Source organism: Nosocomiicoccus sp. HMSC09A07, assembly GCF_001808485.1.
GTDB classification, from domain to species: Bacteria; Bacillota; Bacilli; order Staphylococcales; family Salinicoccaceae; genus Nosocomiicoccus; species Nosocomiicoccus ampullae_A.
On the sequence record NZ_KV793627.1, the window covers coordinates 248,090 to 274,162 of the forward strand.

General features: G+C 36.3%; 25 protein-coding genes, 1 tRNA gene and 1 riboswitch. Of the genes, 1 reads left to right on the plus strand and 25 read right to left on the minus strand.

Annotation, left to right across the window (positions count from 1 at the left end):
- Window positions 1-4: 4 nt before the first annotated feature.
- The 6 genes from hemA to HMPREF3177_RS02025 all read right to left on the minus strand — a co-directional run bounded on the left by hemA (window position 5) and on the right by HMPREF3177_RS02025 (window position 6,432).
- Window positions 5-1,354, minus strand: coding sequence for a glutamyl-tRNA reductase (gene hemA, locus HMPREF3177_RS02000; protein WP_070456688.1), 1,350 nt, complete (start codon window positions 1,352-1,354; stop codon window positions 5-7).
- Window positions 1,355-1,454: 100 nt separating this feature from the next.
- On the minus strand, window positions 1,455-2,042 hold the full coding sequence (yihA, locus tag HMPREF3177_RS02005; RefSeq protein ID WP_070456691.1) for a ribosome biogenesis GTP-binding protein YihA/YsxC: 588 nt from the start codon (window positions 2,040-2,042) through the stop codon (window positions 1,455-1,457).
- A 49-nt stretch (window positions 2,043-2,091) separates the two neighbouring features.
- On the minus strand, window positions 2,092-3,348 hold the full coding sequence (gene clpX / locus HMPREF3177_RS02010) for an ATP-dependent Clp protease ATP-binding subunit ClpX (RefSeq protein WP_070456694.1): 1,257 nt from the start codon (window positions 3,346-3,348) through the stop codon (window positions 2,092-2,094).
- Window positions 3,349-3,462: 114 nt separating this feature from the next.
- On the minus strand, window positions 3,463-4,755 hold the full coding sequence (tig, locus tag HMPREF3177_RS02015; protein WP_070456697.1) for a trigger factor: 1,293 nt from the start codon (window positions 4,753-4,755) through the stop codon (window positions 3,463-3,465).
- Between the two features lie 77 nt (window positions 4,756-4,832).
- Window positions 4,833-5,828, minus strand: a complete 996-nt coding sequence (locus tag HMPREF3177_RS02020) for a hypothetical protein (protein WP_070456700.1) — start codon at window positions 5,826-5,828, stop codon at window positions 4,833-4,835.
- Complete coding sequence (locus HMPREF3177_RS02025; protein WP_068129362.1) at window positions 5,821-6,432, minus strand: NUDIX domain-containing protein; 612 nt, start codon at window positions 6,430-6,432, stop codon at window positions 5,821-5,823. Before HMPREF3177_RS02025 ends, HMPREF3177_RS02020 begins: the two co-directional genes overlap by 8 nt.
- 73 nt (window positions 6,433-6,505) lie before the next feature.
- Window positions 6,506-6,550, plus strand: a riboswitch (PreQ1 riboswitch).
- A 5-nt stretch (window positions 6,551-6,555) separates the two neighbouring features.
- On the opposite strand from HMPREF3177_RS02025, the gene HMPREF3177_RS02030 reads away from it, so the two are divergent.
- Entirely contained in the window at window positions 6,556-7,014 is a 459-nt protein-coding gene (locus tag HMPREF3177_RS02030; RefSeq protein WP_068129359.1) for a QueT transporter family protein, read from the plus strand.
- Between the two features lie 36 nt (window positions 7,015-7,050).
- Here HMPREF3177_RS02030 and HMPREF3177_RS02035 read toward each other — a convergent pair whose 3' ends face one another.
- The 19 genes from HMPREF3177_RS02035 to HMPREF3177_RS02125 all read right to left on the minus strand — a co-directional run bounded on the left by HMPREF3177_RS02035 (window position 7,051) and on the right by HMPREF3177_RS02125 (window position 26,044).
- Window positions 7,051-7,260 carry a hypothetical protein gene (locus tag HMPREF3177_RS02035; protein WP_068129357.1) on the minus strand — a complete coding sequence of 70 codons (210 nt, stop codon included), beginning with the start codon at window positions 7,258-7,260 and terminating at the stop codon, window positions 7,051-7,053.
- 143 nt (window positions 7,261-7,403) lie between these two features.
- Window positions 7,404-7,477 (minus strand) — tRNA-Arg (locus HMPREF3177_RS02040).
- Between the two features lie 85 nt (window positions 7,478-7,562).
- A complete protein-coding gene (locus HMPREF3177_RS02045) occupies window positions 7,563-8,042 on the minus strand; it encodes a metallophosphoesterase family protein (RefSeq protein ID WP_246827351.1) in 480 nt (159 codons plus the stop codon).
- An 8-nt stretch (window positions 8,043-8,050) separates the two neighbouring features.
- Window positions 8,051-8,641, minus strand: a complete 591-nt coding sequence (gene rdgB, locus HMPREF3177_RS02050; RefSeq protein WP_070456706.1) for an RdgB/HAM1 family non-canonical purine NTP pyrophosphatase — start codon at window positions 8,639-8,641, stop codon at window positions 8,051-8,053.
- 10 nt (window positions 8,642-8,651) lie between these two features.
- Window positions 8,652-9,452: a glutamate racemase gene (gene racE, locus HMPREF3177_RS02055; RefSeq protein ID WP_070456709.1), complete on the minus strand. Its 801-nt coding sequence runs from the start codon at window positions 9,450-9,452 to the stop codon at window positions 8,652-8,654.
- Complete coding sequence (locus HMPREF3177_RS02060) at window positions 9,442-9,888, minus strand: MarR family winged helix-turn-helix transcriptional regulator (RefSeq protein ID WP_070456712.1); 447 nt, start codon at window positions 9,886-9,888, stop codon at window positions 9,442-9,444. The genes racE and HMPREF3177_RS02060 overlap by 11 nt, the downstream gene beginning before the upstream one ends.
- Before the next feature lie 91 nt (window positions 9,889-9,979).
- Window positions 9,980-10,741: a succinate dehydrogenase iron-sulfur subunit gene (sdhB, locus tag HMPREF3177_RS02065; protein WP_040928684.1), complete on the minus strand. Its 762-nt coding sequence runs from the start codon at window positions 10,739-10,741 to the stop codon at window positions 9,980-9,982.
- An 18-nt stretch (window positions 10,742-10,759) separates the two neighbouring features.
- Window positions 10,760-12,505, minus strand: coding sequence for a succinate dehydrogenase flavoprotein subunit (gene sdhA, locus HMPREF3177_RS02070; RefSeq protein WP_070456715.1), 1,746 nt, complete (start codon window positions 12,503-12,505; stop codon window positions 10,760-10,762).
- A 13-nt stretch (window positions 12,506-12,518) separates the two neighbouring features.
- Window positions 12,519-13,130: a succinate dehydrogenase cytochrome b558 subunit gene (locus HMPREF3177_RS02075; RefSeq protein WP_068129345.1), complete on the minus strand. Its 612-nt coding sequence runs from the start codon at window positions 13,128-13,130 to the stop codon at window positions 12,519-12,521.
- Between the two features lie 92 nt (window positions 13,131-13,222).
- On the minus strand, window positions 13,223-15,007 hold the full coding sequence (gene uvrC, locus HMPREF3177_RS02080; protein ID WP_070456718.1) for an excinuclease ABC subunit UvrC: 1,785 nt from the start codon (window positions 15,005-15,007) through the stop codon (window positions 13,223-13,225).
- 54 nt (window positions 15,008-15,061) lie between these two features.
- Window positions 15,062-15,376: a thioredoxin gene (trxA, locus tag HMPREF3177_RS02085; RefSeq protein WP_040928688.1), complete on the minus strand. Its 315-nt coding sequence runs from the start codon at window positions 15,374-15,376 to the stop codon at window positions 15,062-15,064.
- Window positions 15,377-15,553: 177 nt separating this feature from the next.
- Window positions 15,554-17,875, minus strand: coding sequence for an endonuclease MutS2 (locus tag HMPREF3177_RS02090; protein ID WP_070456720.1), 2,322 nt, complete (start codon window positions 17,873-17,875; stop codon window positions 15,554-15,556).
- A gap of 6 nt (window positions 17,876-17,881) precedes the next feature.
- Window positions 17,882-19,573, minus strand: a complete 1,692-nt coding sequence (gene polX, locus HMPREF3177_RS02095) for a DNA polymerase/3'-5' exonuclease PolX (RefSeq protein WP_070456723.1) — start codon at window positions 19,571-19,573, stop codon at window positions 17,882-17,884.
- 46 nt (window positions 19,574-19,619) lie between these two features.
- Window positions 19,620-20,147, minus strand: coding sequence for a CvpA family protein (locus HMPREF3177_RS02100; RefSeq protein WP_070456726.1), 528 nt, complete (start codon window positions 20,145-20,147; stop codon window positions 19,620-19,622).
- A gap of 3 nt (window positions 20,148-20,150) precedes the next feature.
- The gene (locus tag HMPREF3177_RS02105) at window positions 20,151-20,408 is read right to left on the minus strand and encodes a cell division protein ZapA (protein ID WP_040928696.1); all 258 of its coding nucleotides are present in this window, start codon (window positions 20,406-20,408) and stop codon (window positions 20,151-20,153) included.
- Between the two features lie 119 nt (window positions 20,409-20,527).
- Window positions 20,528-22,927 carry a phenylalanine--tRNA ligase subunit beta gene (gene pheT, locus HMPREF3177_RS02110; protein WP_070456729.1) on the minus strand — a complete coding sequence of 800 codons (2,400 nt, stop codon included), beginning with the start codon at window positions 22,925-22,927 and terminating at the stop codon, window positions 20,528-20,530.
- The gene (gene pheS, locus HMPREF3177_RS02115; protein WP_070456984.1) at window positions 22,914-23,966 is read right to left on the minus strand and encodes a phenylalanine--tRNA ligase subunit alpha; all 1,053 of its coding nucleotides are present in this window, start codon (window positions 23,964-23,966) and stop codon (window positions 22,914-22,916) included. Before pheS ends, pheT begins: the two co-directional genes overlap by 14 nt.
- Window positions 23,967-24,263: 297 nt before the next feature.
- Window positions 24,264-24,980, minus strand: coding sequence for a TrmH family RNA methyltransferase (locus HMPREF3177_RS02120; RefSeq protein WP_070456732.1), 717 nt, complete (start codon window positions 24,978-24,980; stop codon window positions 24,264-24,266).
- Entirely contained in the window at window positions 24,974-26,044 is a 1,071-nt protein-coding gene (locus HMPREF3177_RS02125) for a M42 family metallopeptidase (protein ID WP_068129335.1), read from the minus strand. The genes HMPREF3177_RS02120 and HMPREF3177_RS02125 overlap by 7 nt, the downstream gene beginning before the upstream one ends.
- Window positions 26,045-26,073 lie beyond the last annotated feature (29 nt).

Consider the following 26,073-nt stretch of genomic DNA (forward strand, 5'->3'; position numbering starts at 1 on the left):
TGGCCTACTTTCTCACATTTTGTTTTTCTTTTCTTAGTTTTTCAATCGCTTGTAACGATTCATAATGTCTTTTATGAATATCTTCAACGATAGATTCAATACCAAAAATATGTTCCAGCTCTGTTAACTGTACTGCGCCTTTACGTTCATCCGCGAGTTCTTTCGTGTACGTAATAGGATCACGTAACATTTGGTTAATAATACTTTTCATATGTTTAGATATAATCGTCTTTTCACGTTTAGTTAAATCTGGTAACTTATTCGTGATGCTTTCAAACGTCGTTTCATGTATGTTTAATGCTTTCGTACGCATTGCTTCGATTACAGGTCGTACACCTTGCATTTCAACCCAGTTTAAAAATTCTTGAATTGATGTGTCTATCATCGCTTTAATTTTTTTAGCTTCTTCTTTTCTCTTTTTTAAATTATCATCGACAATTCCACTTAAATCATCGACATTATAATGATGGACGTTATTTACGTTATTAACATTTGGATCGATATCACGCGGTACAGCGATATCAATAAGTATGAGTGAACGCTCATCATCGACGTTACGGACTCTTTTAATCATTTCTTCAGTAATGATAAAGTTCGGTGCACCTGTACTTGAGATGACGATATCTGTATCTTTCAGTGCATCTTCTAATTCGTCCATCGGTCTAAATTGCCCTAAATAACGTTCTGCGAGTTGTTTGCCGTTATCTGGGTTACGGTTTACAACTGTTACATCACTCACACCATTAGACGTTAAGTTTAATAACGTTTCTTCTGACATTTCTCCCGCACCAAGTACGAGAACTTTAACATCTTGAATATTTGTAAAAATCTTCTTAGTGAGTTCTACTGCTGCATATGACATAGACACGGCATTTTTAGAAATATCTGTTTCACTATGTCCGCGCTTTGCGATTGTGATAACCTCTTTGAATAATCGATTAAAAATCTTGCCAGTCGTATGTTCTTCTTGTGCGAGTATAAACGCATCTCTAATTTGACCTAAAATTTGCGTTTCACCGAGCACCATTGAATCTAACCCTGCAGCAACCCGGTATAAGTGATGAATTGCTTCATCGTTCACTTTTAACTCTGTCACGTTTTTAACAGTTTCTAGTGGTATGTTAAAATACTCACTTAAAAAGTTTCTCGTGTAATAAGATCCTGTATGCACTTGATCAGTCACGACATATAATTCTGTTCGGTTACACGTTGAAAAAATTACCGCTTCTAATATGCTTTTTTGATCACGTAACGTATGAAGTGCTGGTACGATATCATGATCACTAAAATTAAGTTGTTCACGTTCATCTACGCTTGCTTTTCTATAGTTTATACTAAGTGCAATAACATGCATTTAGATTGCCCCTTACTTACTAATTAAATATTTTCACTTATATAATAGTATCAAATATAGGACCTTCATTTAGGTTTTTGGCTCAATGTTCAATAATTTGTTAGATTCTCTCCTCAATTGCATCGAGCACTTTATCTACATTGTACTTCTCAGTTGAAGAAAATGGGATAATGACGTCTTCAGGTTCTAATTCTAATTCTTTTTTGATAATTGATACGTGTTTTTGTAATTTACTTTTAGGTAATTTGTCTGATTTAGTTGCTACGACAATTGTTGGTATATCGAGTTGCTTTAAAAAGTCATACATTAAAACGTCATCGTTTGTCGGCGGATGACGTAAATCAATAATTTGAACACACGCATGCAACGTCTCTCTATGAATAAAATAATTCTCTATCATCGATGCCCATTTTTCACGTTCTTTTTTAGATTGCTTTGCGTAACCATAGCCTGGAACATCGACAAATACGAATTGATTATCCGCATTATAAAAGTTTAACGTCACCGTTTTACCTGGTTTACTTGAAATTCTCGCGATATTTTTACGTCCACATATCGCATTGATAAAACTCGATTTACCGACGTTTGAACGCCCTGCCATCGCTATTTCTGGTAAATGTGTTTCAGGATATTGCTCTTTTGCTACTGCCGATATTAAAAATTCAATTTTGTTTGGATTTAATTCCATTTACTCCACCTCTAAAAAAAGGCCGTCTTATAAAAGACAGCCTAATAAATTATGCACTCTGTTCATTTAAGTGAATTTCGTTACCTTCAGCATCATATACTAAAGGATCTGTTTCATTCACAATCGTATCTTTCGTAATTTTAACTTTAGAAATATTATCATTTGACGGTACGTCAAACATAATGTCTACCATACGCTCTTCGATAATTGAACGTAATCCACGCGCACCTGTTTTTCTTTCTATCGCAAGTTTCGCGACCGCAACGAGTGCATCGTCATCAAACTCTAGCTCAACATCATCGAGTTCAAGCATACGTTTATATTGTTTCACTAACGCATTTTTTGGTTCTGTTAAAATTGAAGTCAGTGCGTCTGTATCGAGCTCTTCTAAATTCGATATAATCGGTACACGACCAATAAACTCAGGAATTAACCCGTAGCTTTGTAAGTCGTCCGGACGAACTAATGCCATTAACTCTTCATTCGTATCGACATTTTCTTCGCCGCTACCAAATCCAATTACTTTCGCACCAATACGGCGTTTAATAATCTCTTCAATACCATCAAAAGCTCCACCGAGGATGAACAGAATATCTTTCGTATCGATTTGAATCGATTCTTGGTTTGGATGTTTACGGCCACCTTGTGGTGGTACACTCGCAACTGTTCCTTCTAAAATTTTAAGTAATGCTTGTTGTACCCCTTCACCGGAAACATCTCGAGTAATTGACGTGTTTTCACTTTTACGAGCAATTTTATCGATTTCATCGACGTAAATAATTCCTTTTTCAGCACGTTCAATATCATAATCCGCTGCTTGGATTAAACGGAGTAAAATATTTTCAACGTCATCTCCAACGTAACCCGCTTCAGTTAAACTTGTCGCATCTGCAATCGCAAACGGTACTTCTAACGTACGTGCTAGAGTTTGTGCGAGTAATGTTTTACCTGAACCTGTTGGTCCAATTAAAGCGATGTTACTTTTAGAAATTTCTACATCGTCATCACTTTCATGGTTAATACGTTTATAGTGATTATATACCGCAACACTGAGTGCACGCTTTGCTTTTTCTTGCCCGATGACATACTCATCAAGAGCTGCTTGAATTTCACCTGGTTTAGGAATTTCAGTTAAAAATTCTTGTGGTGCGTCTTTTAATTCTTCTTCAATTATTTCGTGGCATAATTCAATACACTCATTACAAATGTAAACGCCACTTCCTGCGATCAGTTTTTGAACTTGATCTTGGTTTTTACCACAGAAACTACATGTTAGATCTTGATCATCTTCGTTAAATTTAAACATGTATACACCGACCTTTCGCTCTTACGTATATTACTATACTATACCGACTCTTTCAAATAAATTGTATTGATAAAAAAACTCTATACACATCCATGTATAGAGCTTTTCTTGATTTTATTGTTTTCTGTTATCTACTAAGAACTCAATTGCTTTTTGGTTTTTAATATCATTTTCAATGACAGATAAATCACCGAGTACTTTTTTGATGTCGTCTTTTGCCATTTGGAATTGGTCTGCTAACTTTTGTAATTCGTTATCGACATCTTCTTCAGTCGCTTCAATGTTTTCAGCTTGTGCAATTGCTTGTAAAGTTAAACCAGTACGTACACGTTTAAACGCGTCGTCTTTCATTTGCTCGAGTAAGTCTTCTTTCGTTTGACCAGAGATTTGCTCGAACAACTCTAAGTTTAACCCTTGTTGAGCAAGACGTTGTTCGTATTCTTGAAGCATTCTTTGTTGTTCACTTTCAACCATTGCTTCAGGAATTTCCATTTTCGCATTTTCAGCTGCTTGAACAACGAGAGATTCTCTTAATTCATAATCTCTTTCTTGTTCTTTAAAGTTCTTTAAGTCTTCTTCGATTTGTTTTTTAACTTCGTCAGCTGTTTCAACGCCTTCAAAGCCTTCTAATTCTTCTTTAACAAATTCGTCAGTGAGTTCTTTTGCTTCTTTTTCTTTTACTTCGTTTAATTTTACTTTAAACGTTGCGTCTTTACCTTGAAGTTCTTCTGCTTGATACTCTTCTGGGAAAGTAACTTCTACGTCTTTTTCTTCTCCAGCTTTAAGACCGATTAACTGATCTTCAAATCCAGGAATGAATGTACCACTACCGATTTCAAGGTCGTGTCCTTCCATTTCTCCGCCTTCGAATGCTTCTCCATCAACGAAGCCCTTGAAGTCGATGTTTGCAACGTCACCTTCAGCAACTTCGCCATCTTTAACGACAAGCTCAGCATATTGACCGAGTAACGCTTCGATTTGTTCGTTTACATCGTCTTCAGATACTTCGGCATCGATTTCTTTACCTTCAAGTCCTTTGTATTCACCAAGCTCTACTTCTGGCTCTACAGTCACTTCTAATTCAAGTACTAAATCTTTGCCTTTTTCAATTTCTTTAACATCAACGCTCGGTTGATCGACTGGTTTAATACCTGTTTCATCAATCGCTTTGCTATAAGCGCCTGGTAAAACGATATCTAAAGCGTCTTGATATAATGATTCAACGCCAAAGCGTTTTTCGAACATTTGACGAGGAATTTTACCTTTTCTAAATCCAGGTACTTGAATATCTTTTTTTACTTTGTTGAATGCTTGGTCTAAAGCTTTGTCAAAATCTTCAGAAGGTACTGTAATTGTTAATGTACCTACGTTTCCTTCTTTCTTTTCCCAAGTTTGTGTTTGAGACATAATCATTTCCTCCGTTATTTTACATTTTAATTAACCTATTCATTGTAACATAATCGATTTTTCAATAAAAGTATCGACTACTTATGAATTTCTTTTTCAATTTTTAGTATCCAATCCGCCACAAAACCATTAAACGAATGCATGGGTAATTCGTTATTTAACATTTTTGTATACGATATAAACCCTTTTGCTAGTTCTTTAGGTGTGAACGGCACTTTAAGAGGATACCATAGTAAACTAATGTTTAAAAATATTTCAATCGCTTGTTGTATGCGTTCCTCGTGGTCAAAGCGAAGCTGACCCTCTTCGACGATCCAACGAATCGTCGGTTCAACTTTTGCAGATTTCTCAAATTGTTTAAATTCACTCGTATGTGCATCAAACGTTTCACCAAATTTTTCTAGATGAATGACACCGTCATACTCTATTTCTTTTAAATAAATGACCATCAGTGATGCTACACTCATATCTCTTTCCGATTGAAGTAATTTATAAACATCATCACCATATGTCTCATCTTTTAAATCGATTAAATGCTCAACCGCAGCGATGACAAGTGTCGGATTTTCGGCGTTTAAATACTCATCTATATCAATATCTACCGTATTAAACACTTCATCATTATTTTCATTTGGTTGCGTCATCGTATTTCTTTTCTTTAACTCTTCTGTCGCATAATGTTTGCAATGTGTCGCAAATTGTATAAGTGAGGCTGCCATCCCACTCTCTTTACCTGTCACAGTAACGATATTAGACCATTCGAGTAATTCTTCATATAACTCTAAATTGAATAACGCTTGAAGGATCATGTTCAGATGAAGTTCCGCTTCATCACGTGACATTTCTTTCGTTCGAAAACAAAGCTGTGCGTATTTATACATTTTTTCATATTCGTTTTTTTGAATTAACACATCATAATACATTTCGACTAAAGTAATATCTATATGATCGATTATCGTGCTATATTCCGAAAATTTTTCTATGAATAAATCAAAATCATTATCATGATAGAGTGCTTTTAAATCACGTTCGATTTTTTTAATAAACCGTGGGTGTGATGTTAAATTATTCATATAAATCACGAATGATGAGTTCACTCCACGTTTCGTAGTTTCCTAACTCTTTTAACTCTTCTCTTTTTGACCATATAAGTTGTAGCGTGTCTTCTTCATTCGTAAATACTTTTTCTTTGTCGACATTTACTTTAAATACGAGTCCAATATGGACACGTCCGACTTCGTTTGTATCATCGTTAATTAAACCGATTAGTTCAAAGGCGTTTAAGTCTTTCTTTTCTAAGCCAATTTCTTCTTGTAGTTCACGCGCTGCGTTTTCAAACATTTTTTCTTTAATGTTTTCTTCAGATTCAATATCGTTCATATGTCCACCGACACCGATTGAATGAAGTCCATGTAAACGAGATTCACCGCCACCTGTTAAACGTTTATAAACGAGCGTTTCATCTTCACTTTCAACAATCGTATATGATACGAGTTGTTTATACGACTCGTCTTCTTCCATATCTCCACGGCGTTTAATTTCATAGTCATCTAACGTCTTCGTGATTTCATTAAAACGTGCATCAGATTGACTTAAAAAACCGTTAAACGCATGTGCTTCATCATTAAATAAATCTTTTCTATTTACTACTAAAATCATTTCATCAAATTTACTCATCTATATACTCCTAATCTTTTACTGTCTTCATTATACTATAGTAATTTTTAATGTGTTTTGCTATAATTTCACATTGAAACAGGTTCGAAAACTTCCCTGTATAAAAAACTAAGGAGAATTACAATGAAATTTACTTCAAAAGATCTTGCAATTAATGCATGTATCGCCGCTTTGTATGTCGTCTTAACGACAATTAACCCCATCGGTCACGGAATGATACAAGTCCGCGTGTCAGAAATGCTCGCTATTCTTCCGTTTATAAACCGAAAATTTATACCTGGAATGATCGTAGGTGTAACAGTTGCAAACTTCTTTTCACCACTCGGGTATATCGACGTTCTTGTCGGAGTAGGATGTGCGGTCGTTTCGTATACAATTAGTTACTTTATTAAAAACTTATGGATAAACGTCGTACAATACGCAGTTGTATGTGGGCTTATCGTATCACTCATGCTGAAATCTGTATTAGGGATACCATATTGGCCATCAGTCATCGCGATATTCATATCGACATTAATCGTTGGTATGATTGGTGCAGTCATATTTAATGCTCTAAAAGAAAGACTAAAATTAGTAGATTAATATAAGCAGTAAAGCACCCAATATTATGGGTGCTTTTTAAATATACCAATTCACAACTTCTTGATTTTCAATTTTAGCAATTATATACGCCTCTTTATCGTAACCGTCGTATTCCATACCACTTACAGACATATAAATTTGCCCTTCATTCGGTTGATAATAAATGTCATAAGGTTCATCTCTAAATTCTTCATCCATACTGACTAAATCTTCGTTAATCAATAAAATAATATGATTTTTATCCATACGTTAAACTCCTTTATATACTTTTTTAATACGTGTATATCGTATACCCAACATAATCAGTAAAGTAATCTTTCATGAAGTATAAATAAAGGTATTTAAGAAAATAAAAAAGCCTGTAACTTTGAAGTTACAGGCTTTAATTACGTCCCGGGAGGGATTCGAACCCCCGACCGATGGCTTAGAAGGCCATTGCTCTATCCAGCTGAGCTACCGGGACCTATCAATGAACACAATAACCATTATAGTAAATGCCACGTCTAAATGTCAACATGTTTTTTTATAATTATACGTGTTTCATTGATTTACTCGAGTTCGACTTGTTTTAACACTTCTCCATCTCTCTTATAAAACGTTACGTTTTTTTGTTCAGTGTCTAATAATGCATATGTTTCTGGATCAGAACTTCTTGAAGCGGATATTGATCCTGGGTTTATACAGTAAACGTCATTAATTTTTTCAACTTTAGCGATATGCGTATGACCGTATAATGCATATGTAGCACCGAGTGCTTTCGCTTTTGAAGCGAGTAAGTTTCGGTCACGGTTTACATGGTATAAATGGCCGTGTGTAAAATAAATAAGACCGTCATACAATTGTTCAGTTCTAAAATTCATATCATAATCTGTATTTCCTTTAACATACTCATACGGTTCGAGTACAGCATCTTCTGATGACAGTTCACTATCACCGAGATGGATGTATAGATCAGCATCTATTTCTTTAGGCAATTTTTCAATCATTGTTTTTTCTCTATGGTTATCACTGACGATTAATACTTTCATTATTTCACCTAACTTTGAAGTCTATTAAATAAGTTTTCATCTTCTAATAACTTATCGATGGCACGTTTTCGATGTGAAATCTCAGCTTTTTCATCCGTTGATAACTCACCAAAATTTTTACCATCTAACGTTTGAAAGAGCGGGTCGTAACCAAATCCATTAGTGCCAACAGGTCTTTCTAATATTTCACCGAATACAACGCCCTCATACGTATACGCTGTTCCATCCGGAAATGCGACCGCAATGACTGACGTAAAATATGCGGATCTGTTTTCTTTATTACTCATAAGTTGTAATAACTTTTCGTTATTTTCTTGATCTGTCGCGTCATTACCTGAAAAGCGTGCAGATCTAACGCCTGGAGCACCTTCTAACGCTTCTACTGACAATCCTGAATCGTCACTGATTACAGGTAAATTCGTACGTTTTGCGCCTTCTAATGCTTTTATTAATGCATTATCTTTAAACGTTTCACCATCTTCTACAGGATTAAAATCTTCTAAAATAGATTGAATTCCAACAACTTCGAACTGTTTAAAAATTGATTTAAAATCATTAATTTTTCCTTTATTACCACTTGCGATTACTATTTTACTCATAAAAATACTCCTATAACTTTACTGATTGAATTGTATATTTAAAATTTGGCATCCATTCGTTTAAAATCTCTTCGAATTGTTGATGATCACCGTGAACGTATATCTCGTGTATAATCTCATCATCGCTTGAGCTGAGTAACTCTTTAAACTCTAGTAAAGCACTAACGTCTCTTGCTGTCTCTAAACCAGAATCGACAATATGTTTTTCATTTGAAAAATAATCATCAATCGCTTGTTTAATTAACGGATAATGGGTACAACCGAGAATCACTGTGTCTGCATTTGTGTCTTTAACGCTCTGTAACGTTTCGGAAATTACATTATTTCGTATATCATCATTTTTATAATTAAATGCTTCGATAAGTGGTACAAAATCTGGACACGCATGCTCTGTGACGATTGCTGATTTATTAATCTTTTGTATCGTCGACTTATATTTATGTGAAAGCATCGTACCTTGCGTAGATAAGACGAGAATATTGTCATTGTCTGAAATTTGTAATGCACGTCTTGATCCTGGTTTAATAACACCGATGACTGGGATATCTATCATCTTTCTAATTTCAGAAATAGCGAGAGCAGTCGCTGTGTTACAAGCAATGATAAACAGCTTTATATCTTTACGACTTAAAAAATTATATATTTCTTTCGTGAACGATAACACTTCTTCTTTCGATCGTTCGCCGTACGGGCATCTTAAACTATCCCCAAAATATACGATCTTTTCTCTCGGTAGTTGTCGTACGAGTTCTTTTACAACTGTTAATCCACCAACCCCAGAATCCATGACTCCGATCGCCTTATTGTTCATATGACATCGACTCACTTTTACTAATCATTCGTTTAAGTAGAGTGGATAACATTTCTTTCTCATCTTCAGTAAAGTCACTCGTAATTTCTTCGATAAACTGTACACGCTTTTGAATCACTTGAGATAATAATTCTGTACCCTTTTGTTCGATTTTTACGAGAACGACACGTTTATCTTTATGACCACGCTCTCTACGTACAAAACCACTACATTCGAGTTTGTCTATAATATCCGTCGTTGTCGAATACGCAAGATCTAACTTTTTAGCTACCTCTCCGATCGTTTGACCGTTCGAATCACTCACCCATTGTAGTGCGATAAATTGAATTTTTGATAGCTTATATTCTTTTAATATTTCACGTCCATACAGCCTTACTTGCACCGATAAATGCCTCAATGATTTTTCAATCGATGCACTATTCATATTTAAAGGCATACTTATCCCCACCTTAACCTATATGGCTATATTATACATGAATTAAAAATTGAAATAAAAAAAGATGTGTCGAAACACATCTTTTTGTATATTATTCTACTTCATGGTCACTACCAAAGAATGATTTGAACATATGGAATGTTGTTTCTCTTTGCATAGATGCGATAGACGTTGTTAATGGAATACCTTTTGGACATGCTTTAACACAGTTTTGTGCCATACCACATTCAGATACTCCACCTTTGCCCATTAACGCATCTAATCTTTCGTCTTTGTTCATTCGTCCTGTTGGATGTAAGTTAAATAGACGAACTTGTGAAATCGGTGCTGCACCGATAAAGTCAGATTTGTCGTTTACGTTTGGACACACTTCTAAACATACACCACAAGTCATACATTTAGAAAGTTCATATGCAACTTGACGTTGTTTTTCAGGCATACGAGGACCTGCACCAAGATCGTATGTACCATCGATTGGTACCCATGCTTTTACACGTTTTAAGCTATCGAACATACGTGAGCGGTCAATTTGTAAATCTCTAACGACTGGGAATGTGCTCATCGGTTCTAACGTGATTGGTTGAGTGTACTGGTCAATTAGCGCAGTACATGATTGGCGTGCGTTTCCGTTAATAACCATTGAACACGCACCACAAACTTCTTCTAAACAACTCATGTCCCAAGTGACTGGTGTTGTTTTTTCTCCTTTAGCATTGACAGGGTTTCTTTGAATCTCCATAAGCGCACTGATGACGTTCATATTTGGTCTGTAAGGAATTTCAAAGTCTTCCCAGTAGCTTTGTGATTCTGGGTTTTCTTGGCGTTTGATTTTTAATTTAATTGTTTCTGCCATTTTAATACTCCTCTCAGATTACTTAGTATAGTCACGTACGCGTGGTGGGATTAGGCTTACATCAACGTCTTCGTATTCAAAACGTGGTGCTTCCGTTGGCCCTTCGTAATACGCTTTTGTAGTTTTTAACCATTCTTCATCGTTACGGTCAGGGAATTCTGGTTTGTAGTGTGCACCACGAGATTCATTACGGTTTAAGGCACCGATTGTAATTACTCGTGCTAACACTAACATGTTCCATAATTGTCTTGTGAAGAATGCAGCTTGGTTACTCCACTGCTTTGTATCGTCCATATTAATGTTTTGATATCTTTCCATTAATTTAACGATTTCTTTATCTGTTTCAACTAATTTTGCGTTTTCTCTAACAACTGTTACGTTGTTTGTCATTAATTCACCAAGTTCACGGTGTAATTGATATGCGTTCTCTTCACCCTTCATGTTAAGAATGTTTTCCCAGCGATTTTCTTCGACTTTTACTGCTTCATCAAAAATTGCACTATCTAACTCTTCGTAAGTCGTTTCTAAAGAGTTCACATAGTCGATCGCATTAGGTCCAGCAACCATACCACCGTAAATTGCTGATAATAATGAGTTTGCACCAAGTCTGTTTGCACCGTGTTGTGAGTAATCACACTCACCTGCTGCGAATAGACCAGGGATGTTTGTCATTTGATCGTAATCTACATATAATCCACCCATTGAATAGTGTACTGCTGGGAAGATTTTCATTGGAACTTTACGTGGATCGTCTCCAGTAAATTTCTCATAGATTTCGATAATTCCACCGAGTTTAACATCTAACTCGTGTGGATCTTTATGCGAAAGGTCTAAGTAAACCATGTTTTCTCCGTTAATACCTAACTTTTGATTTACACATACATCAAAGATTTCACGCGTCGCGATATCTCTTGGTACAAGGTTTCCATAGTTTGGATATTTCTCTTCTAAGAAATACCAAGGCTTACCATCTTTGTATGTCCAAACACGTCCACCTTCACCACGCGCTGACTCACTCATAAGACGTAATTTGTCGTCACCAGGAATTGCGGTTGGGTGAATCTGGATAAATTCACCGTTTGCGTAAACTGCACCTTGTTGGTACACGATTGACGCTGCTGATCCAGTGTTAATCATTGAGTTTGTCGATTTACCAAAGATAATTCCAGGTCCACCTGTAGCCATAATTACCGCGTCAGCACCGAACGAACGAATTTCACCCGTTTTGATGTCTTGCGCTGTAATACCACGTGCACGACCTTCAGCATCTTTAACGATGCCTAAAAATTCAAAACCTTCGTATTTTGTTACTAAACCTTCAACTTCATATTTTCTCACTTGCTCATCAAGTGCATATAATAACTGTTGACCAGTCGTTGCTCCTGCGAATGCCGTACGGTGATATAGCGTTCCACCGAAACGACGGAAGTCAAGTAAACCTTCTGGTGTACGGCTAAACATAACGCCCATACGGTCGAGTAAGTGAATGATTTTTGGTGCTGCTTCAGTCATTGCTTTAACCGGTGGTTGGTTCGCTAAGAAGTCTCCACCGTACACCGTATCATCAAAGTGTTTATAAGGTGAATCTCCCTCACCTTTTGTGTTTACGGCACCGTTAATTCCACCTTGTGCACATACAGAGTGTGAACGTTTAACTGGAACAATTGAAAATAGATCAATTTGTGCGCCGCTTTCTGCTGCTTTTATCGTTGCCATTAGACCTGCAAGTCCACCCCCGACAACGATAACTTTATTATTTGCCATTAGTGACACTCCTTTAAATAAATGCGAATAATGTTTGAACGCCGATGAATCCAACAATTACAAAAACGATAATCGCAACATAGCTCATTATTTGCTGAGATTTTGGTGATTGTGTAATTCCCCATGTAATCATGAATGACCATAATCCGTTTGCAAAGTGGAATACGACCGCAAGAACACCGACTACATAGAATACAAACCAAAATGGACTACCGAGAATATCTGCCATCATATCAAAGTTTACTTCAGCACCTAGTAGTACTTGGAAACGTGTTTGATAGACGTGAATCGCAATAAATACGAATGCAATAATTCCCGTAATTCTCTGAATAAGGAACATCCAGTTTCTGTATGTACCGTATCGACCTACGTTGTTTTTTGCAGTAAATGCAATATACACACCGTAAATACCATGGAATAAAATCGGTAAGTAAATGACAAATGTTTCAAGAACTAAAACAAAAGGCAAGTTACCCATGAATCCAGCAGCCGTGTTAAACGCTTCTGGTCCACGTGTTGCGAAGTTGTTGATGATCAGGTGTTGAACTAAGAACACACCGAGTGGCACAACTCCAAGCAATGAATGCAATCTTCTCACAAAAAAGCTCGAATCTTGTTTAGACACTATTGTCCCCCCTAACCAAATTAACAAATCATAGTGTTTGCTTTATATTTTACGACTCATTATCAGTTAAATCAAGACACTATAAAGCCTTTTCAGCTATTATTGTTAAGTTTTTCAACAATTGCCTCTGAAATGTTTTGTGGAATCCCAATTCTTTGAAAATCTTCAACGGATTTTGTTTTCATATTTTCTACTGATCCAAAGGCACGTAACATCGCTTGTTTACGCTTTGGACCAAGTCCTTTAATATCGTCTAACGCAGAACGAAATGCTGTTTTTTTACGCGTATTTCGATGGAATGATATCGCAAAACGGTGGACTTCATCTTGTATACGTTGTAGTAAATAAAACGTTTGTGAAGTTTTCTTTAAAGGGACGATTGCTGCAGTTTCTCCGTATAACAACTCTGCCGTATTATGTTTGTCGTCTTTTTTTACACCAGCGACAGGAATAAATACGCCGAGCTCATCTTTTAAAATACTTTTCGCAGCGTTCATTTGTCCGATACCACCGTCTACGATAATGAGATCCGGAAGCGGTAAACCTTCACGTAATACACGGCTATAACGTCTGCGAATCACTTCTCTCATCGATTCGTAATCATCTGGTCCTTCTACCGTACGAATTTTATATTTTCTATATGACTTTTTATCTGGCTTTCCGTCAATAAAAGTGACCATCGCACTAACAGGATCTGCGCCTTGAATGTTTGAGTTATCAAACGCTTCGATATGCCTTGGAGTTTCAATATTCAGTACGTCTCCAAGTGTTTCTATTGCTTCAGTCGTCCGTCTTTCATCTCGCGCAATAATTTCAAAGCGACTTTTAATTGCAACTTCGGCATTTTTACACGCTAGATCAACCATTTCACGTTTACTACCACGTTTTGGGGTGATTGTTTTCATCGGTAATGCTTTATTTAAAATCGCTGGGTCAATTGATACTGGTAAATGAACTTCTTTTGGTTTTAAGTTCGAATCTAGCTCATAGAACTGAAAGACGAAACGGTTAAATTCTTCGTCGACTGTATCATTCATTGCAAACATTTCTGCTTTTTTCTCAATCAGTTTACCGTTACGAATCAGCAAGACACTAATTGCCATCCAACCTTTATACGTGTAAAATCCGAACACATCTCTCGCTGTCATATCGCTCGTTAACATGTTTTGTTTTTCCATCGTCGCATTTATATGATGAATTAAATCACGATATTCTTTGGCACGTTCAAATTCTAATGCTTCTGATGCTTTTTGCATTTTATTTTCAAGATCTGTTATGACTGAATCGGTATCACCGTTTAAAAAGTTTGTGATTCCTTGAATCATTTTGTTATTTTCTGTTTTTGTTACTTCATACACACATGGTCCTAGACACTGCCCAATGTGGTAATACAAACATAATCTATCCGGCATTGTATCGCATTTTCGTAACGGATAAATACGATCAAGTAATCGTTTTGTTTCATGTGCACTATAAGCGTTTGGATACGGCCCAAAATATTTGCCTGTTCGTTTATTTACCGTACGTGTAACGAGTAGACGTGGATGTCGTTCATTCGTAATTTTTATAAACGGATAACTTTTATCGTCTTTTAATAAAATGTTATAACGTGGTTGATGCTTTTTTATTAAAATGTTTTCTAGTAATAATGACTCAACTTCAGAATCTGTGATGACAAAGTCAAAGTCGACGATATCACTCACAAGTCGCATCGTTTTTTCATCGTGTGCACCGGTAAAATATGATCGTACACGATTCCTTAAATTTTTAGCTTTACCGACGTAAATAATTTCATCGCGTTTGTTTTTCATTAAATAACAGCCAGGTTCTTTTGGTAACACCGAAAGTTTTAACTTTAACTGTGAATCTTTTTCCATAAGTGATCCCTCAATTGATATAAAAAAAGCCGCTTATCGCGGCTCAGTCGTATATTATAAGTGTTTTTCGATTAATGAAACGAGTTGCTCTTTTGGTTGGAAGCCAACAACTTTGTCTACTTCTTCTCCATCTTTCATAAGAATTAAAGTAGGAATAGACATAACTCCGTAATCAGCTGCAGTAGCTTGGTTGTCATCCACGTTTACTTTAAGGATGTCCGCTTTACCTTCAACTTCTGTTGCTACTTCTTCTAGTACTGGTGCAATCATCTTACATGGTCCACACCAAGGCGCCCAAAAGTCTACAAGTTTTACACCTTCGCTAATTTTTTCTTTAAAATCTGAATCATTTACATCATAAATTGCCATAGTATTATGCCTCCAAATTGTATTGTAAATATATTATAACAGTTTTTTTTATATAGAAAAATATTATGCTTATTGAAATACAGTTAAATATAATATCCCTGCAATAAACATGATCACTGCAAATGTGATCAGTACTTTTGCGAGCTTATACATATCAAAATTATCCATATTTAGCACCTACTTCATCGTCACAATCGTTACGCCAAATCCACCTTCTGACGGTAAACCTTGTCTAAACGATTTTACTTTACTATGTCTTCTAAGTGTTTTTTCAACTGCCTCTTTTAAAGCACCTGTCCCTTTACCGTGGATGATTTCAACTTCATTTAAATTCGATAACACGACTTGATCTATATAACGGTCAAGTCGAATGACCGCATCTTCATATCGCTCTCCGCGTAAATCCAGTTTATTCGGAACACTTTGTCGACTTACTTTTCTAGAAATGACCGGTTTTACTTTTTTCTCTTTACGCTTTTTAAGCTCGTTACGTGGGATTTTCATCTTAATTATACCCATTTGAACAGTGACCTCGTCACCATCAACTTCGATGACATCACCTTTTTGTCCGTACGATAAAACATCGACAGAATCACCGACATGAAGTTCTGTATTATCTTCTGAAGTAACCTCTTTTTTAATATCTTTTTCATAATAGCTATCTGTTAATGCCTTTTTAGCTTCGATAAGTTTATGTGATTCGATATTATCAACACCGAGAGACTTCATGAGCTCTAGCTCTTCGATAATTTCAGATGCTTTTCTTTCTGCATCTTTAATAATGGTATTCGCTTTATCTTCAGCCGCTTCAATGAGTCGAGTTTTCTGATATTCGTAGTCTGCCATAAATCCGTTTAACGTTTTATGAATATCTTTAGTTTCTTTTAATAATTGATACGTTTCTTCCTCATGGATTCTCGCAGATTTTGTATGTCGTTCTAACGACTCGATCATTTCGTTGATTTCAAAGTTATCTCTTCCGGACAATTCTTCAGCACGACGTATGACTGAGGAATTTAACTTTAGTTTTTCTGAGATTTTAAATGCGTTTGATTTACCTGGAATACCGATCATTAAACGGTACGTTGGTGACAATGTGTCGACATCAAATTCCATCGACGCATTGATTACGTCTTCACGGCTATATGAAAACGACTTTAACTCTTTATAGTGTGTCGTTGCTATCGTTTTAATATTTTTATCGAGTAAAAATTCTAATATGCTGATCGCGAGCGCTGCCCCTTCTTCTGGGTCCGTTCCAGCACCGAGCTCGTCTAAAATAACTAAACTGTCTTTAGTCGCAACGTCTAATATATGACTAATATTCGTTAAATGACTTGAAAACGTCGATAACGATTGCTCGATAGACTGCTCGTCACCAATATCCGCATAAATACTATCAAATACTGGGAGTCTTGAGCCGTCTAACGCTGGAATTGGGATCCCACTTTGAGCGAGCGCTGCACATAAACCAATTGTTTTAATCGTAACAGTTTTACCACCAGTGTTTGGTCCTGTAATAATGACCGACAAATCACCGATATGTATATCGTTTTTTACAACTTCATCGATATCAATCAGTGGATGATACGCCTTTGTTAAATGAAGTTCTTCATCTTCACTTATAATTGGAATTGTTCCGTTTATAGCATTACCGTATTTCGCTTTCGCGTGCACGAGATCTAAATGATGAAGTATATCATCGATAAGAATTAACGATTCTGCTTCTAATACAACTCTCTCTGTAAGTTCAATTAATATCTTTTCTACTTCAACATTTTCTTGTTCACGTAGTCTCGCAATTTTATTTGATAATTCGACGATGGCCATCGGTTCAATGTATACCGTCTGACCTGTCGCACTTACGTCGTGGACGATACCACGCACTGAACTTTGAGAGTCTGCTTTAACTGGAAGTACAAACCTATTATTTCTCATCGTAATAATTGAGTCACTTAAATGCTTGCTAGATTTTCTTAAAATGTCGTTTAAGCGCGTACGAATTGAACTTTCTTCACGTGTAATTTGTCGACGTATTTTTAATAATTCGTTTGACGCGTGATCTAATACGCCACTTTCATCGATTGTACTCGTAATTTCTTTATAGAGTGATTTATCTTCAGGGAGTTGTGACGTGTAGCGTTCAATTGACTGAAGTTCTATTTCGTTTTCTTTAAATGATTCGATTACACGAATCAACGTATCTTTACGATATAAGTTACTTTTAATTTTTAAAAACTCATCGACCGTTAACACACTACCAATTTGAGCACGTTTTACATAGACTTTCATGTCTGAAATGCCTGCCATCTCTAAATGTTGATGGCGTAAAATCGTTAAAATATCATCTGTTTCAGCAAGGTTTTCTTTTACTTCTATTACAGACGTTGCAAATAATTTAGGAGATATTTTACTTTTCGTTTTTTCACTCATTGCATACGATTTTACTCGCTCTAAAATTTTGTTAAATTCTAGAGCGCGTATTGTACGTTCATTCATTTCTTATCACTTACCATCTTCTATAAATTGTTTAAATGCTTGTCTAGATAACGTATTGATTACGTTTTTCTTATTAACCTGTCCTTTTTGAAGCGTTGCGATACCGTATTCCATAAACGCTAAATGATCGATATGATGCGCGTCTGTATTTACTGTTAACATGATATCTTTTCCATAAATAGCGTCACTCGATAAATCTAAACGATTCGGATTCGCATTCACTTCTAAAATAGTACGCGTATCTTTTGCGATTTGTAACAACTCTTCCATATTAACATTATAGCCGTCACGTCGACCAATTAACCGCCCTGTTGGATGCGCGATATGTCTGACATATGGATTATGCATTGCACATTTTAGTCGGTGCATAATTTCCTCTTCAGTCTGATTGAAGTTAGAGTGAATGCTCGCAATGACGTAGTCGAGCGATTTTAATATATCATCTGAATAATCGAGTGTTCCGTCACTTAGAATATCCATTTCAGTACCTGCATAGACGTCAATTTCATCATATTCATCGTTAATTTTACGTATTTCTTCGATTTGTTTTAGTAAACGCTCTTCACTTAACCCATTTGCAACGGGTAAACTTTTTGAGTGATCAGTAATGACGATATACTCGTAACCACGCTCTATACATGCTTCGACCATCTCACGTATACTATATGCACCATCACTATACGTCGTATGCATATGAATATCTCCCTTAATATCATCGAGCGTAATAATCTCACTCATATTAACGTCTACTTCAGAACCAGTTTCACGCATCGCTGGCGGGATATATGGTAAATCAAAGTGTTTATAAAATTGCGCTTCACTATCAAACGTTATAATTTTACCGTCACTTTCGACGCCGTATTCATTAATTTTTTCGTTACGTGATTTTGCGATTTGTCGCATTCTCACGTTATGATCTTTACTCCCTGTAAAGTGCTGTAACGTAGAGTAATATTCGTCACCTTGAACGAGCCTAAAATCTACTTGTATATTGACTAAACCTTCCGTATATTGAATCGAAACCTTTTTATCCCCTTTAGTGATAAACGACTTAAAAAAGGATGCGTCTTCAATGTCTTTTATGAATTCGTGACTGTCACTTAACTGAACGATAAAATCAATATCTCCACTCGTTTCTTTGAACCTTCTTGCACTACCTGCGATGTCAAAGCGTTCGACATAATTTAATGACGATAAAAAACTTTCAATGTTTTTTTGTATCGTCATGACTGTAGATATTGGACGGCGCTTAACATCACTTAACGAAATCAGACCATTTAGTATATTTTCTTCGGTCTTTTTACCAAACCCAGGGAGTTGTTGAAGTTTGCCGTCCCGTAAAAACCGTTCGAAGTCATCTAAATTGTCGATACCTGTCTCTTCATAAATCTTTGCGACTCGTTTTGCACCGAGCCCTGGAATTTTTGTCATATATGTTAACCCGACAGGTGTACGTTCTTTTAATTCGTTTAACACTGTACTTTGATTCTTCTCTAAATATTCTTCGATTACTTCTTTTGCCGATTTACCGATACCTTTTATCCCGTCGAATGATTCAATTTCAGAAAGTGCGCGCGGATCTTTTTCGAGCGCTGCTGCTGCTTTTCTATATGCAGAAACTTTAAATGAGTTTTCTAAATTTAATTCTAAATACGTTGCGATTTCTTCGAGCATACGTATAATATCTCTTTTTGTCATCTGTATACCTCCATAAAAAATAGGGCCACTCTGGCCCTACTATAAGCTATATTTGTGACCAGTCTTTTAACTTGCCAGAAATAAATAACGTATGGTCGATTATAAACGTCGCTAAGCTTGAGTTACCGACCATCTGTTGTAGTGTTGTTGATGGAACTGTCCCAATGAAAAATAAAACGATCGCTAAAATGTACAGACATTCAATAATTCCTAACACTGTTCCAACAATTTTACTCGTTTTTCTATCAAAAATAATTTGATTGATGTAGTCAAATACACTAATCACAATCTGAATTATAATTTTTGACACGATAAAAATAATTAAAAACGCAGAAATATAATAATATGCTTGTTCTAAATTCGCAATATCATCAAAGACGATATTGTTTACTTCAGAAAGGCTAGATGGGTACGGCATAATTAGATCGAGTCGGTCTCCGAGCTGTTTATAATTGAGTCGCGCAATAATAATGGCTGATAACGTACCGAAGAAATGTAAAAACTGAAGGATGCCTCCACGTCTATAGCCTACAATTCCACCAATTACGATGAGTATAATAATTAAAATTGTCATAGACTATTCCTTTGACTCTTTTAATTGCTTTAAGACATCTTCATACTTTTCTTCGAGTTGTAAGTAATCATCCATTAAGTTTACACACGTTAACACTGCTTTACGATGTAAATCTAAACCAGCATTCATACGTGCAACTTCACTTATTTTTTCATCGACCGCTTCAGCAACTCGCTCTAAGTATTCTCTATCATTTGCACCGACTAACGTATATTCATTATTGTAAATTTTAACAGATACTCTATTCTTTTTATTTTCCATAGTACTCTCTCTTTTTCATCAATAATTCATTTAAATTTATTTTAATTATACTGAAGGATGTGCGTATTCACAACAAATCTAATTAAATCATTGAAAAAAGAGGCAAATATGCCTCTTTATTATTCACGAATCGTAAATCCTTTTGCTTCTAACTTTTCAATAATTGGATCATGTGCTTCTTTTACATCACTGTCTTTTAAAGTGTCTTCTTTATTGAGATAAATTAAATGTAATCCGATCGACTTTTTATCGTCGTCAATATGTTCGCCTTCGTACACATCAAATGGATATACATCGACTAAATAATTCGGACGTAACGACCAGATTAAATCGATAATCGATTGAGACGTAATCTCTCTCGGCACTTCTAGAGCGATATCTCGAGAAATCGAAGGGAATTTAACGATTGGTTCGTACTCAATTGATGCACTATTGTCTAAAATATATGCGAGATCAATTTCAGCAACTGTCGTTTGTCCTAAGTCATGTGTTTTACGATACGTCGGATGAAGCTCACCAATGACTCCAACATTAACGTCATCTAAGAAAATGTGAGCACTACGACCTGGATGTAGTTCCTCGTAGTCTTGCGTCGCTTCAAATCGTACAGAACTTAATAAATTAAACTCTGTAAAAATTGCTTCGACAATTCCTTTAACGTGATAGAAGTCCGGTTCGTGTGTTGTTTTTAACCATTTCGTGTCATTTACTTTACCTGTCGATAAAATTGCTAACTTTTGAATCTCATCTGGTAACTCTGTTTGACCATTTGATTTAAATACATTTCCAATTTCAAAAATTTCAACACGCTCTTGCATACGGTTCATATTATATGTCGCGTTATCAACGAGGTGTGGGATAAGACTCGTTCTTAACACTGAATGCATTTCACTCATCGGCATGCTAAGTTTTAACCCTTCTTTTAACGGTGTAAATAAACCGATATTTTCTTCACTCGTTAATGCGTAGTTAATCGTCTGACTATAGCCATTTGACATTAACAATTCACGCATACTTCTCGTTTTCACTTGCGAATCTGTTAGTTGACCCGGCGTGATTTTACTATATTTCGGTAATGTTGAAGGGATATTATCATAACCATAAATACGTGCGACTTCTTCAGAAATATCTTCTTTAATTTTTAAATCGTCTCTTCTAGACGGGATATAACACGTTAACTCATTCTCACCTTCGACTTTAATGCCAAGTCGGTTTAAAATTTCTTTAACCTCATCAGAACTTAGAGATAATCCAAGTCGTTGATTTAAAAAGTCGACTGAAGTCTTAATTGTCGTATCCTCTAAATCTAACTGTCCATCAGATATAATTTTTTCCTCTACCGTTCCGCCTGCGTACTTTTCAAGTAAATGTGCCGCACGGTTTAATGCTTTTAATACAAACACGTGCGATACGCCTTTTTCAAAACGTTGTGATGCCTCACTACGTAGGTTTAAGCGAGATGACGTTTTACGGACATTGACCGGATCAAATAGCGCAGATTCAATAACAACATTTTTCGTGTCATCTTTAACTTCAGAAAAGTCTCCACCCATTACGCCTGCGAGGGCAACTGGCTCTTTACCGTTCGTAATGACGATATCTGACTCTAACAGTTCACGTTCTTTTCCGTCAAGAGTCGTCATCGTCTCACCATCTTTAGCATAACGCGTTACAATTTCTGTACTACCAATTTTATCGTAATCAAACATATGAATCGGTTGACCAAATTCTAATAATACGTAGTTAGAAATATCAACAACGTTATTAATTGGGCGAATTCCAGACTTAATTAAACGCATCTGCATCCATAACGGACTCGGTTGAATCATTACGTCTCTAACGACACGCGCACCGTAATAAGGAACGCTTTCTTTATCTTCAATCGTTACAGATAATTTTGAAGCTGACTCGTGTTCTTTAAACGTCTGATCCGGTTCTGTCACTTCTCCACCAAATAGTGCGCGCGCTTCATACGCACTACCTATCATTGATAACGCATCTTTACGGTTTGGTGTGAGATCATACTCTAAGACGTAGTCATTTAAGTAAAGTGCTTCTAACGCATCTTGTCCGACTGTCACATCTTCATTCTCACTAAAGATGAAAATACCATCTTCATATTTTTTAGGCGTTAAATCTTTCTCTATACCGAGCTCTTCTAAACTACAAATCATACCGTGAGATTCTACACCACGTAATTTTGCTTTACGGAGTTTAAGTCCTGGAATTGTGCCGCCAACTTTTGCAACGATGACGTAAACCCCTGCTTTAATATTTGGTGCACCACATACAATTTGTACCGTTTCGTTCCCAATATTTACTTTCGTGACGTTTAATCGGTCAGCATCTGGATGCTGCACGCATTCTTCTACGTAACCGACGACAACATCTTTCACTTCTTCTCTATAATCGATAATGTCATCGACTTCAATACCGCTTCTAGTAATCTTTTCACTTAACTCGTGTTTTGAAACTTCTAGCGGGATAAACTGATCTAACCATTCTTTAGATACTCTCATGTTTAACCCCTCTTTCTTCAATATATTTAAACTGTTCTAAGAATCGTAAGTCGTTTGTATATAAATGACGTATATCTTCCACACCGTAATATAACATCGCCATACGGTCTGGTCCCATACCAAAAGCAAATCCGCTATATTCACTACTATCAAATCCGGCCATTTCTAATACGTTCGGGTGCACCATACCAGCACCTAAAATTTCAATCCATCCGGATTGCTTACAAACGTTACATCCTTTTCCGCCACATTTAAAGCACGATACGTCAACTTCAACACTCGGCTCAGTAAATGGGAAGTAACTTGGACGTAATCGAATTTCACGGTCTTGACCAAAAATTTCTTTTAAGAATAATTCGAGTGTCCCTTTTAAATCTGCAAGAGAAATATTTATGTCGACAACAAGTCCTTCAATTTGAGTAAATTGATGAGAATGTGTCGCGTCATCACTATCTCGGCGATACACTTTACCAGGACAGATAATTTTAATAGGTCCTTTACCTTTAGCTGCATTTAATACGCGTGCTTGTACTGGTGACGTATGTGTACGCAGTAGTGTTTCGTTAGAAATATAAAACGAATCTTGCATATCACGTGCTGGGTGAGATTTAGGTAAGTTTAAAGCTTCAAAGTTATAGTAATCACTTTCAACTTCATAACCTTCATACACTTCATAACCGAGACCGACAAAAATATCTTCGATACCGTCGATAATATGTTGAAGCGGATGTTTTCCACCGATTGGACGTTGTCTTCCTGGTAACGTAACATCAATCGTTTCATTTTCTAATTTTTTCTTTAGTAAACGTGCTTCAACTTCTTCAATACCTTGCTCTAATTTTTGTTGAATTGATTGACGTAGCGCATTGACGCTTTGTCCGAATTCCTTTTTCTCTTCATTTGGAATGTCTTTCATATGTTGCATTAACGTCGTGACAGTTCCTTTTTTACCTAAAAATTTAACGCGTAAATCGTCGAGTTGTTTACGATCCGCGGCATCTTCAAATAGCGATTCAAATTTTTCTTTAATCGCTTGCATATCGATGTCTTTATAACTCAATACTTTCACCTCATTTATTTTTTCGCATAAAAAAACTCCATCCTATAACAATAGGACGGAGTTCCGTGGTACCACCTAAATTCCTGTTAAACAGGCTCTCTCATTTGATAAGGAAATGACCCTTTAACTTCATCTGTTAGGTGAACCCTGACTATAGTATGAGAATACTTCCACCAATCGTATTCACTCTCTGGTCATACTAACGTTGTCATTTATGCCTACTTCGCTTGAAGTTATTATTCGATTGACTTAATTATACATGATTTTTTAAAAAACTTAAAGACTATACTGATGCATTAAAATACCACCAGCAACGGCGACATTTAAACTTTCAGCGTCTCCTGGCATATCAATTTTTACTTTATAATTCGCAGCTGCGAGTACTTCTTCGCTAACACCTTGACCTTCGTTACCTAGAACAATCATTATTTTTTCATCTGTGACTTTATCTGTAAGTGATTCTCCTGAAAGATCTGTCGTAAGTATTGTCCCGTTGAAATTTTGCATCACTTCAATCAAGTCTACGTCTTCAAGTGAGACGTGAAAATGGCTACCTTGACTACTTCTTAGTACTTTATCGCTATAAGGATCAACTGTGTTTTTACCGATTAAAATACGTTTAAAATTAAAGGCATCGGCTGTACGAATTAAAGTACCAAGATTTCCAGGATCTTGTATACCGTCAATAGCAAGGACTCGATCACTTTCAATACTTTTTGTTTCCATACGAACGACTGCGATAATACCCGGCGGTGTCACCAGTTTCGATAGCGACGACATGACGTCTTTTGTGACGACAGTCGTTTTTAAATCAAAGTTAAACGTATCTGTTTCAAGCACGAAAATCTCTTCAATATGTGCACCAAACTGAATCGCTTCTTCGATTAAGTGTTCACCTTCAATTAAGAATTGTTGTGCTTTTGTACGCCCTTTTTTAGTTAATAGTTTACGTATTTCTTTGATACGCTTATTATCTTTAGACGTAATTACCATTTGATATTGTCAACGACGTCATCATTTAATGATTTTACGATTTCAACGACAAGTTTTACTGCATTTTTAAAGTCTTCACGGTGCATGATGCTTACGTTTGAGTGCATGTATCTTAAAGGTACTCCGATCGCAAGTGATGGTACGCCGTCGTGAACTGTATGGAAACGTCCAGCATCTGTTCCACCACCAGGGATAGCTTGAAGTTGTACGTCGATTCCTTTTTCTTTCGCGAGCTTTTGAACGTGTTTTCTAAATCCGACGTGTCCAATATTTGTCGCATCTAACATGACGAGTAATGGTCCGTCTCCAAGCACTCCAACACCGTCACTTGTTTGAAGTCCTGGAGTATCTGTTGCGATACCAACATCAATCGCAATCGCAAGATCTGGATTTACTTTATGTGCAGCAGTTTGTGCACCGCGTAGTCCGACTTCTTCTTGGACTGTCGCTCCACTCACTAAGTTAATATCAATTTCTTCTTCTTTTAATTCGTTTAACACTTCCACCGCAAGTGCACAACCGAATCTGTTATCAAATGCTTTTGCTAAAACGTAATCTTTGTTTGCCATTTCTGTAAATTCAGTATAAGGCACGATCATGTCTCCAGGCTTAACTCCGAGAGATTCTGCTTCTTCTTTATCTTTTACACCGATATCTAAATACATATCTTTAATATCGACTGTTTTCTTACGTGCTTCAGGCGATAACATATGTGGAGGTGTAGAACCAACAACACCAATATACTCGCCGTCATCTGTCACGAGTGTCATTTTTTGAGATAAAATAACTTGACTCCACCAACCACCGATCGGTGTAAATTTAATAAACCCTTTATCGTCAATTTGTGTGACCATAAATCCGATTTCGTCTAAGTGACCACCAATTAAGATCGTGCGTGATCCATTCCCTTTTTTCTTACCGAAAATACTACCTAAGTTATCTTCAATGAGCTCATCAGAAACTGGTGTTAAATATTCTTTCATTAGTTTTTTAACATCATATTCAAAACCAGAAATTCCATTCGCATCTGTTAGAGATTTTAGTAATTCTAATTGTTTATCCATATGTATCCCCTTTCTTTTATAATCATTAT

Excerpts from the sequence above, each read along its gene's own strand:
- tig (WP_070456697.1), bottom strand. The coding sequence starts at position 4,755 with ATGTCTCAAACACAAACTTGGGAAAAGAAAGAAGGAAACGTAGGTACA.
- polX (WP_070456723.1), bottom strand. The coding sequence starts at position 19,573 with ATGACAAAAAGAGATATTATACGTATGCTCGAAGAAATCGCAACGTAT.
- HMPREF3177_RS02100 (WP_070456726.1), bottom strand. The coding sequence starts at position 20,147 with ATGACAATTTTAATTATTATACTCATCGTAATTGGTGGAATTGTAGGC.
- trxA (WP_040928688.1), bottom strand. The coding sequence starts at position 15,376 with ATGGCAATTTATGATGTAAATGATTCAGATTTTAAAGAAAAAATTAGC.
- HMPREF3177_RS02060 (WP_070456712.1), bottom strand. The coding sequence starts at position 9,888 with ATGCCTTTAAATATGAATAGTGCATCGATTGAAAAATCATTGAGGCAT.
- sdhA (WP_070456715.1), bottom strand. The coding sequence starts at position 12,505 with ATGGCAAATAATAAAGTTATCGTTGTCGGGGGTGGACTTGCAGGTCTA.
- HMPREF3177_RS02035 (WP_068129357.1), bottom strand. The coding sequence starts at position 7,260 with ATGGATAAAAATCATATTATTTTATTGATTAACGAAGATTTAGTCAGT.
- yihA (WP_070456691.1), bottom strand. The coding sequence starts at position 2,042 with ATGGAATTAAATCCAAACAAAATTGAATTTTTAATATCGGCAGTAGCA.
- sdhB (WP_040928684.1), bottom strand. The coding sequence starts at position 10,741 with ATGGCAGAAACAATTAAATTAAAAATCAAACGCCAAGAAAACCCAGAA.
- racE (WP_070456709.1), bottom strand. The coding sequence starts at position 9,452 with ATGAACAATAAGGCGATCGGAGTCATGGATTCTGGGGTTGGTGGATTA.
- hemA (WP_070456688.1), bottom strand. The coding sequence starts at position 1,354 with ATGCATGTTATTGCACTTAGTATAAACTATAGAAAAGCAAGCGTAGAT.
- HMPREF3177_RS02030 (WP_068129359.1), top strand. The coding sequence starts at position 6,556 with ATGAAATTTACTTCAAAAGATCTTGCAATTAATGCATGTATCGCCGCT.
- HMPREF3177_RS02025 (WP_068129362.1), bottom strand. The coding sequence starts at position 6,432 with ATGAGTAAATTTGATGAAATGATTTTAGTAGTAAATAGAAAAGATTTA.
- HMPREF3177_RS02045 (WP_246827351.1), bottom strand. The coding sequence starts at position 8,042 with ATGAAAGTATTAATCGTCAGTGATAACCATAGAGAAAAAACAATGATT.
- pheS (WP_070456984.1), bottom strand. The coding sequence starts at position 23,966 with ATGCAAGCGATTAAAGAAAAATTTGAATCGCTATTTGAAGATGCCGCG.
- HMPREF3177_RS02020 (WP_070456700.1), bottom strand. The coding sequence starts at position 5,828 with ATGAATAATTTAACATCACACCCACGGTTTATTAAAAAAATCGAACGT.
- HMPREF3177_RS02105 (WP_040928696.1), bottom strand. The coding sequence starts at position 20,408 with ATGGAAAATAAAAAGAATAGAGTATCTGTTAAAATTTACAATAATGAA.
- HMPREF3177_RS02120 (WP_070456732.1), bottom strand. The coding sequence starts at position 24,980 with ATGGTAATTACGTCTAAAGATAATAAGCGTATCAAAGAAATACGTAAA.
- rdgB (WP_070456706.1), bottom strand. The coding sequence starts at position 8,641 with ATGAGTAAAATAGTAATCGCAAGTGGTAATAAAGGAAAAATTAATGAT.
- HMPREF3177_RS02125 (WP_068129335.1), bottom strand. The coding sequence starts at position 26,044 with ATGGATAAACAATTAGAATTACTAAAATCTCTAACAGATGCGAATGGA.
- clpX (WP_070456694.1), bottom strand. The coding sequence starts at position 3,348 with ATGTTTAAATTTAACGAAGATGATCAAGATCTAACATGTAGTTTCTGT.
- HMPREF3177_RS02090 (WP_070456720.1), bottom strand. The coding sequence starts at position 17,875 with ATGAATGAACGTACAATACGCGCTCTAGAATTTAACAAAATTTTAGAG.
- uvrC (WP_070456718.1), bottom strand. The coding sequence starts at position 15,007 with ATGGAAAAAGATTCACAGTTAAAGTTAAAACTTTCGGTGTTACCAAAA.
- pheT (WP_070456729.1), bottom strand. The coding sequence starts at position 22,927 with ATGAGAGTATCTAAAGAATGGTTAGATCAGTTTATCCCGCTAGAAGTT.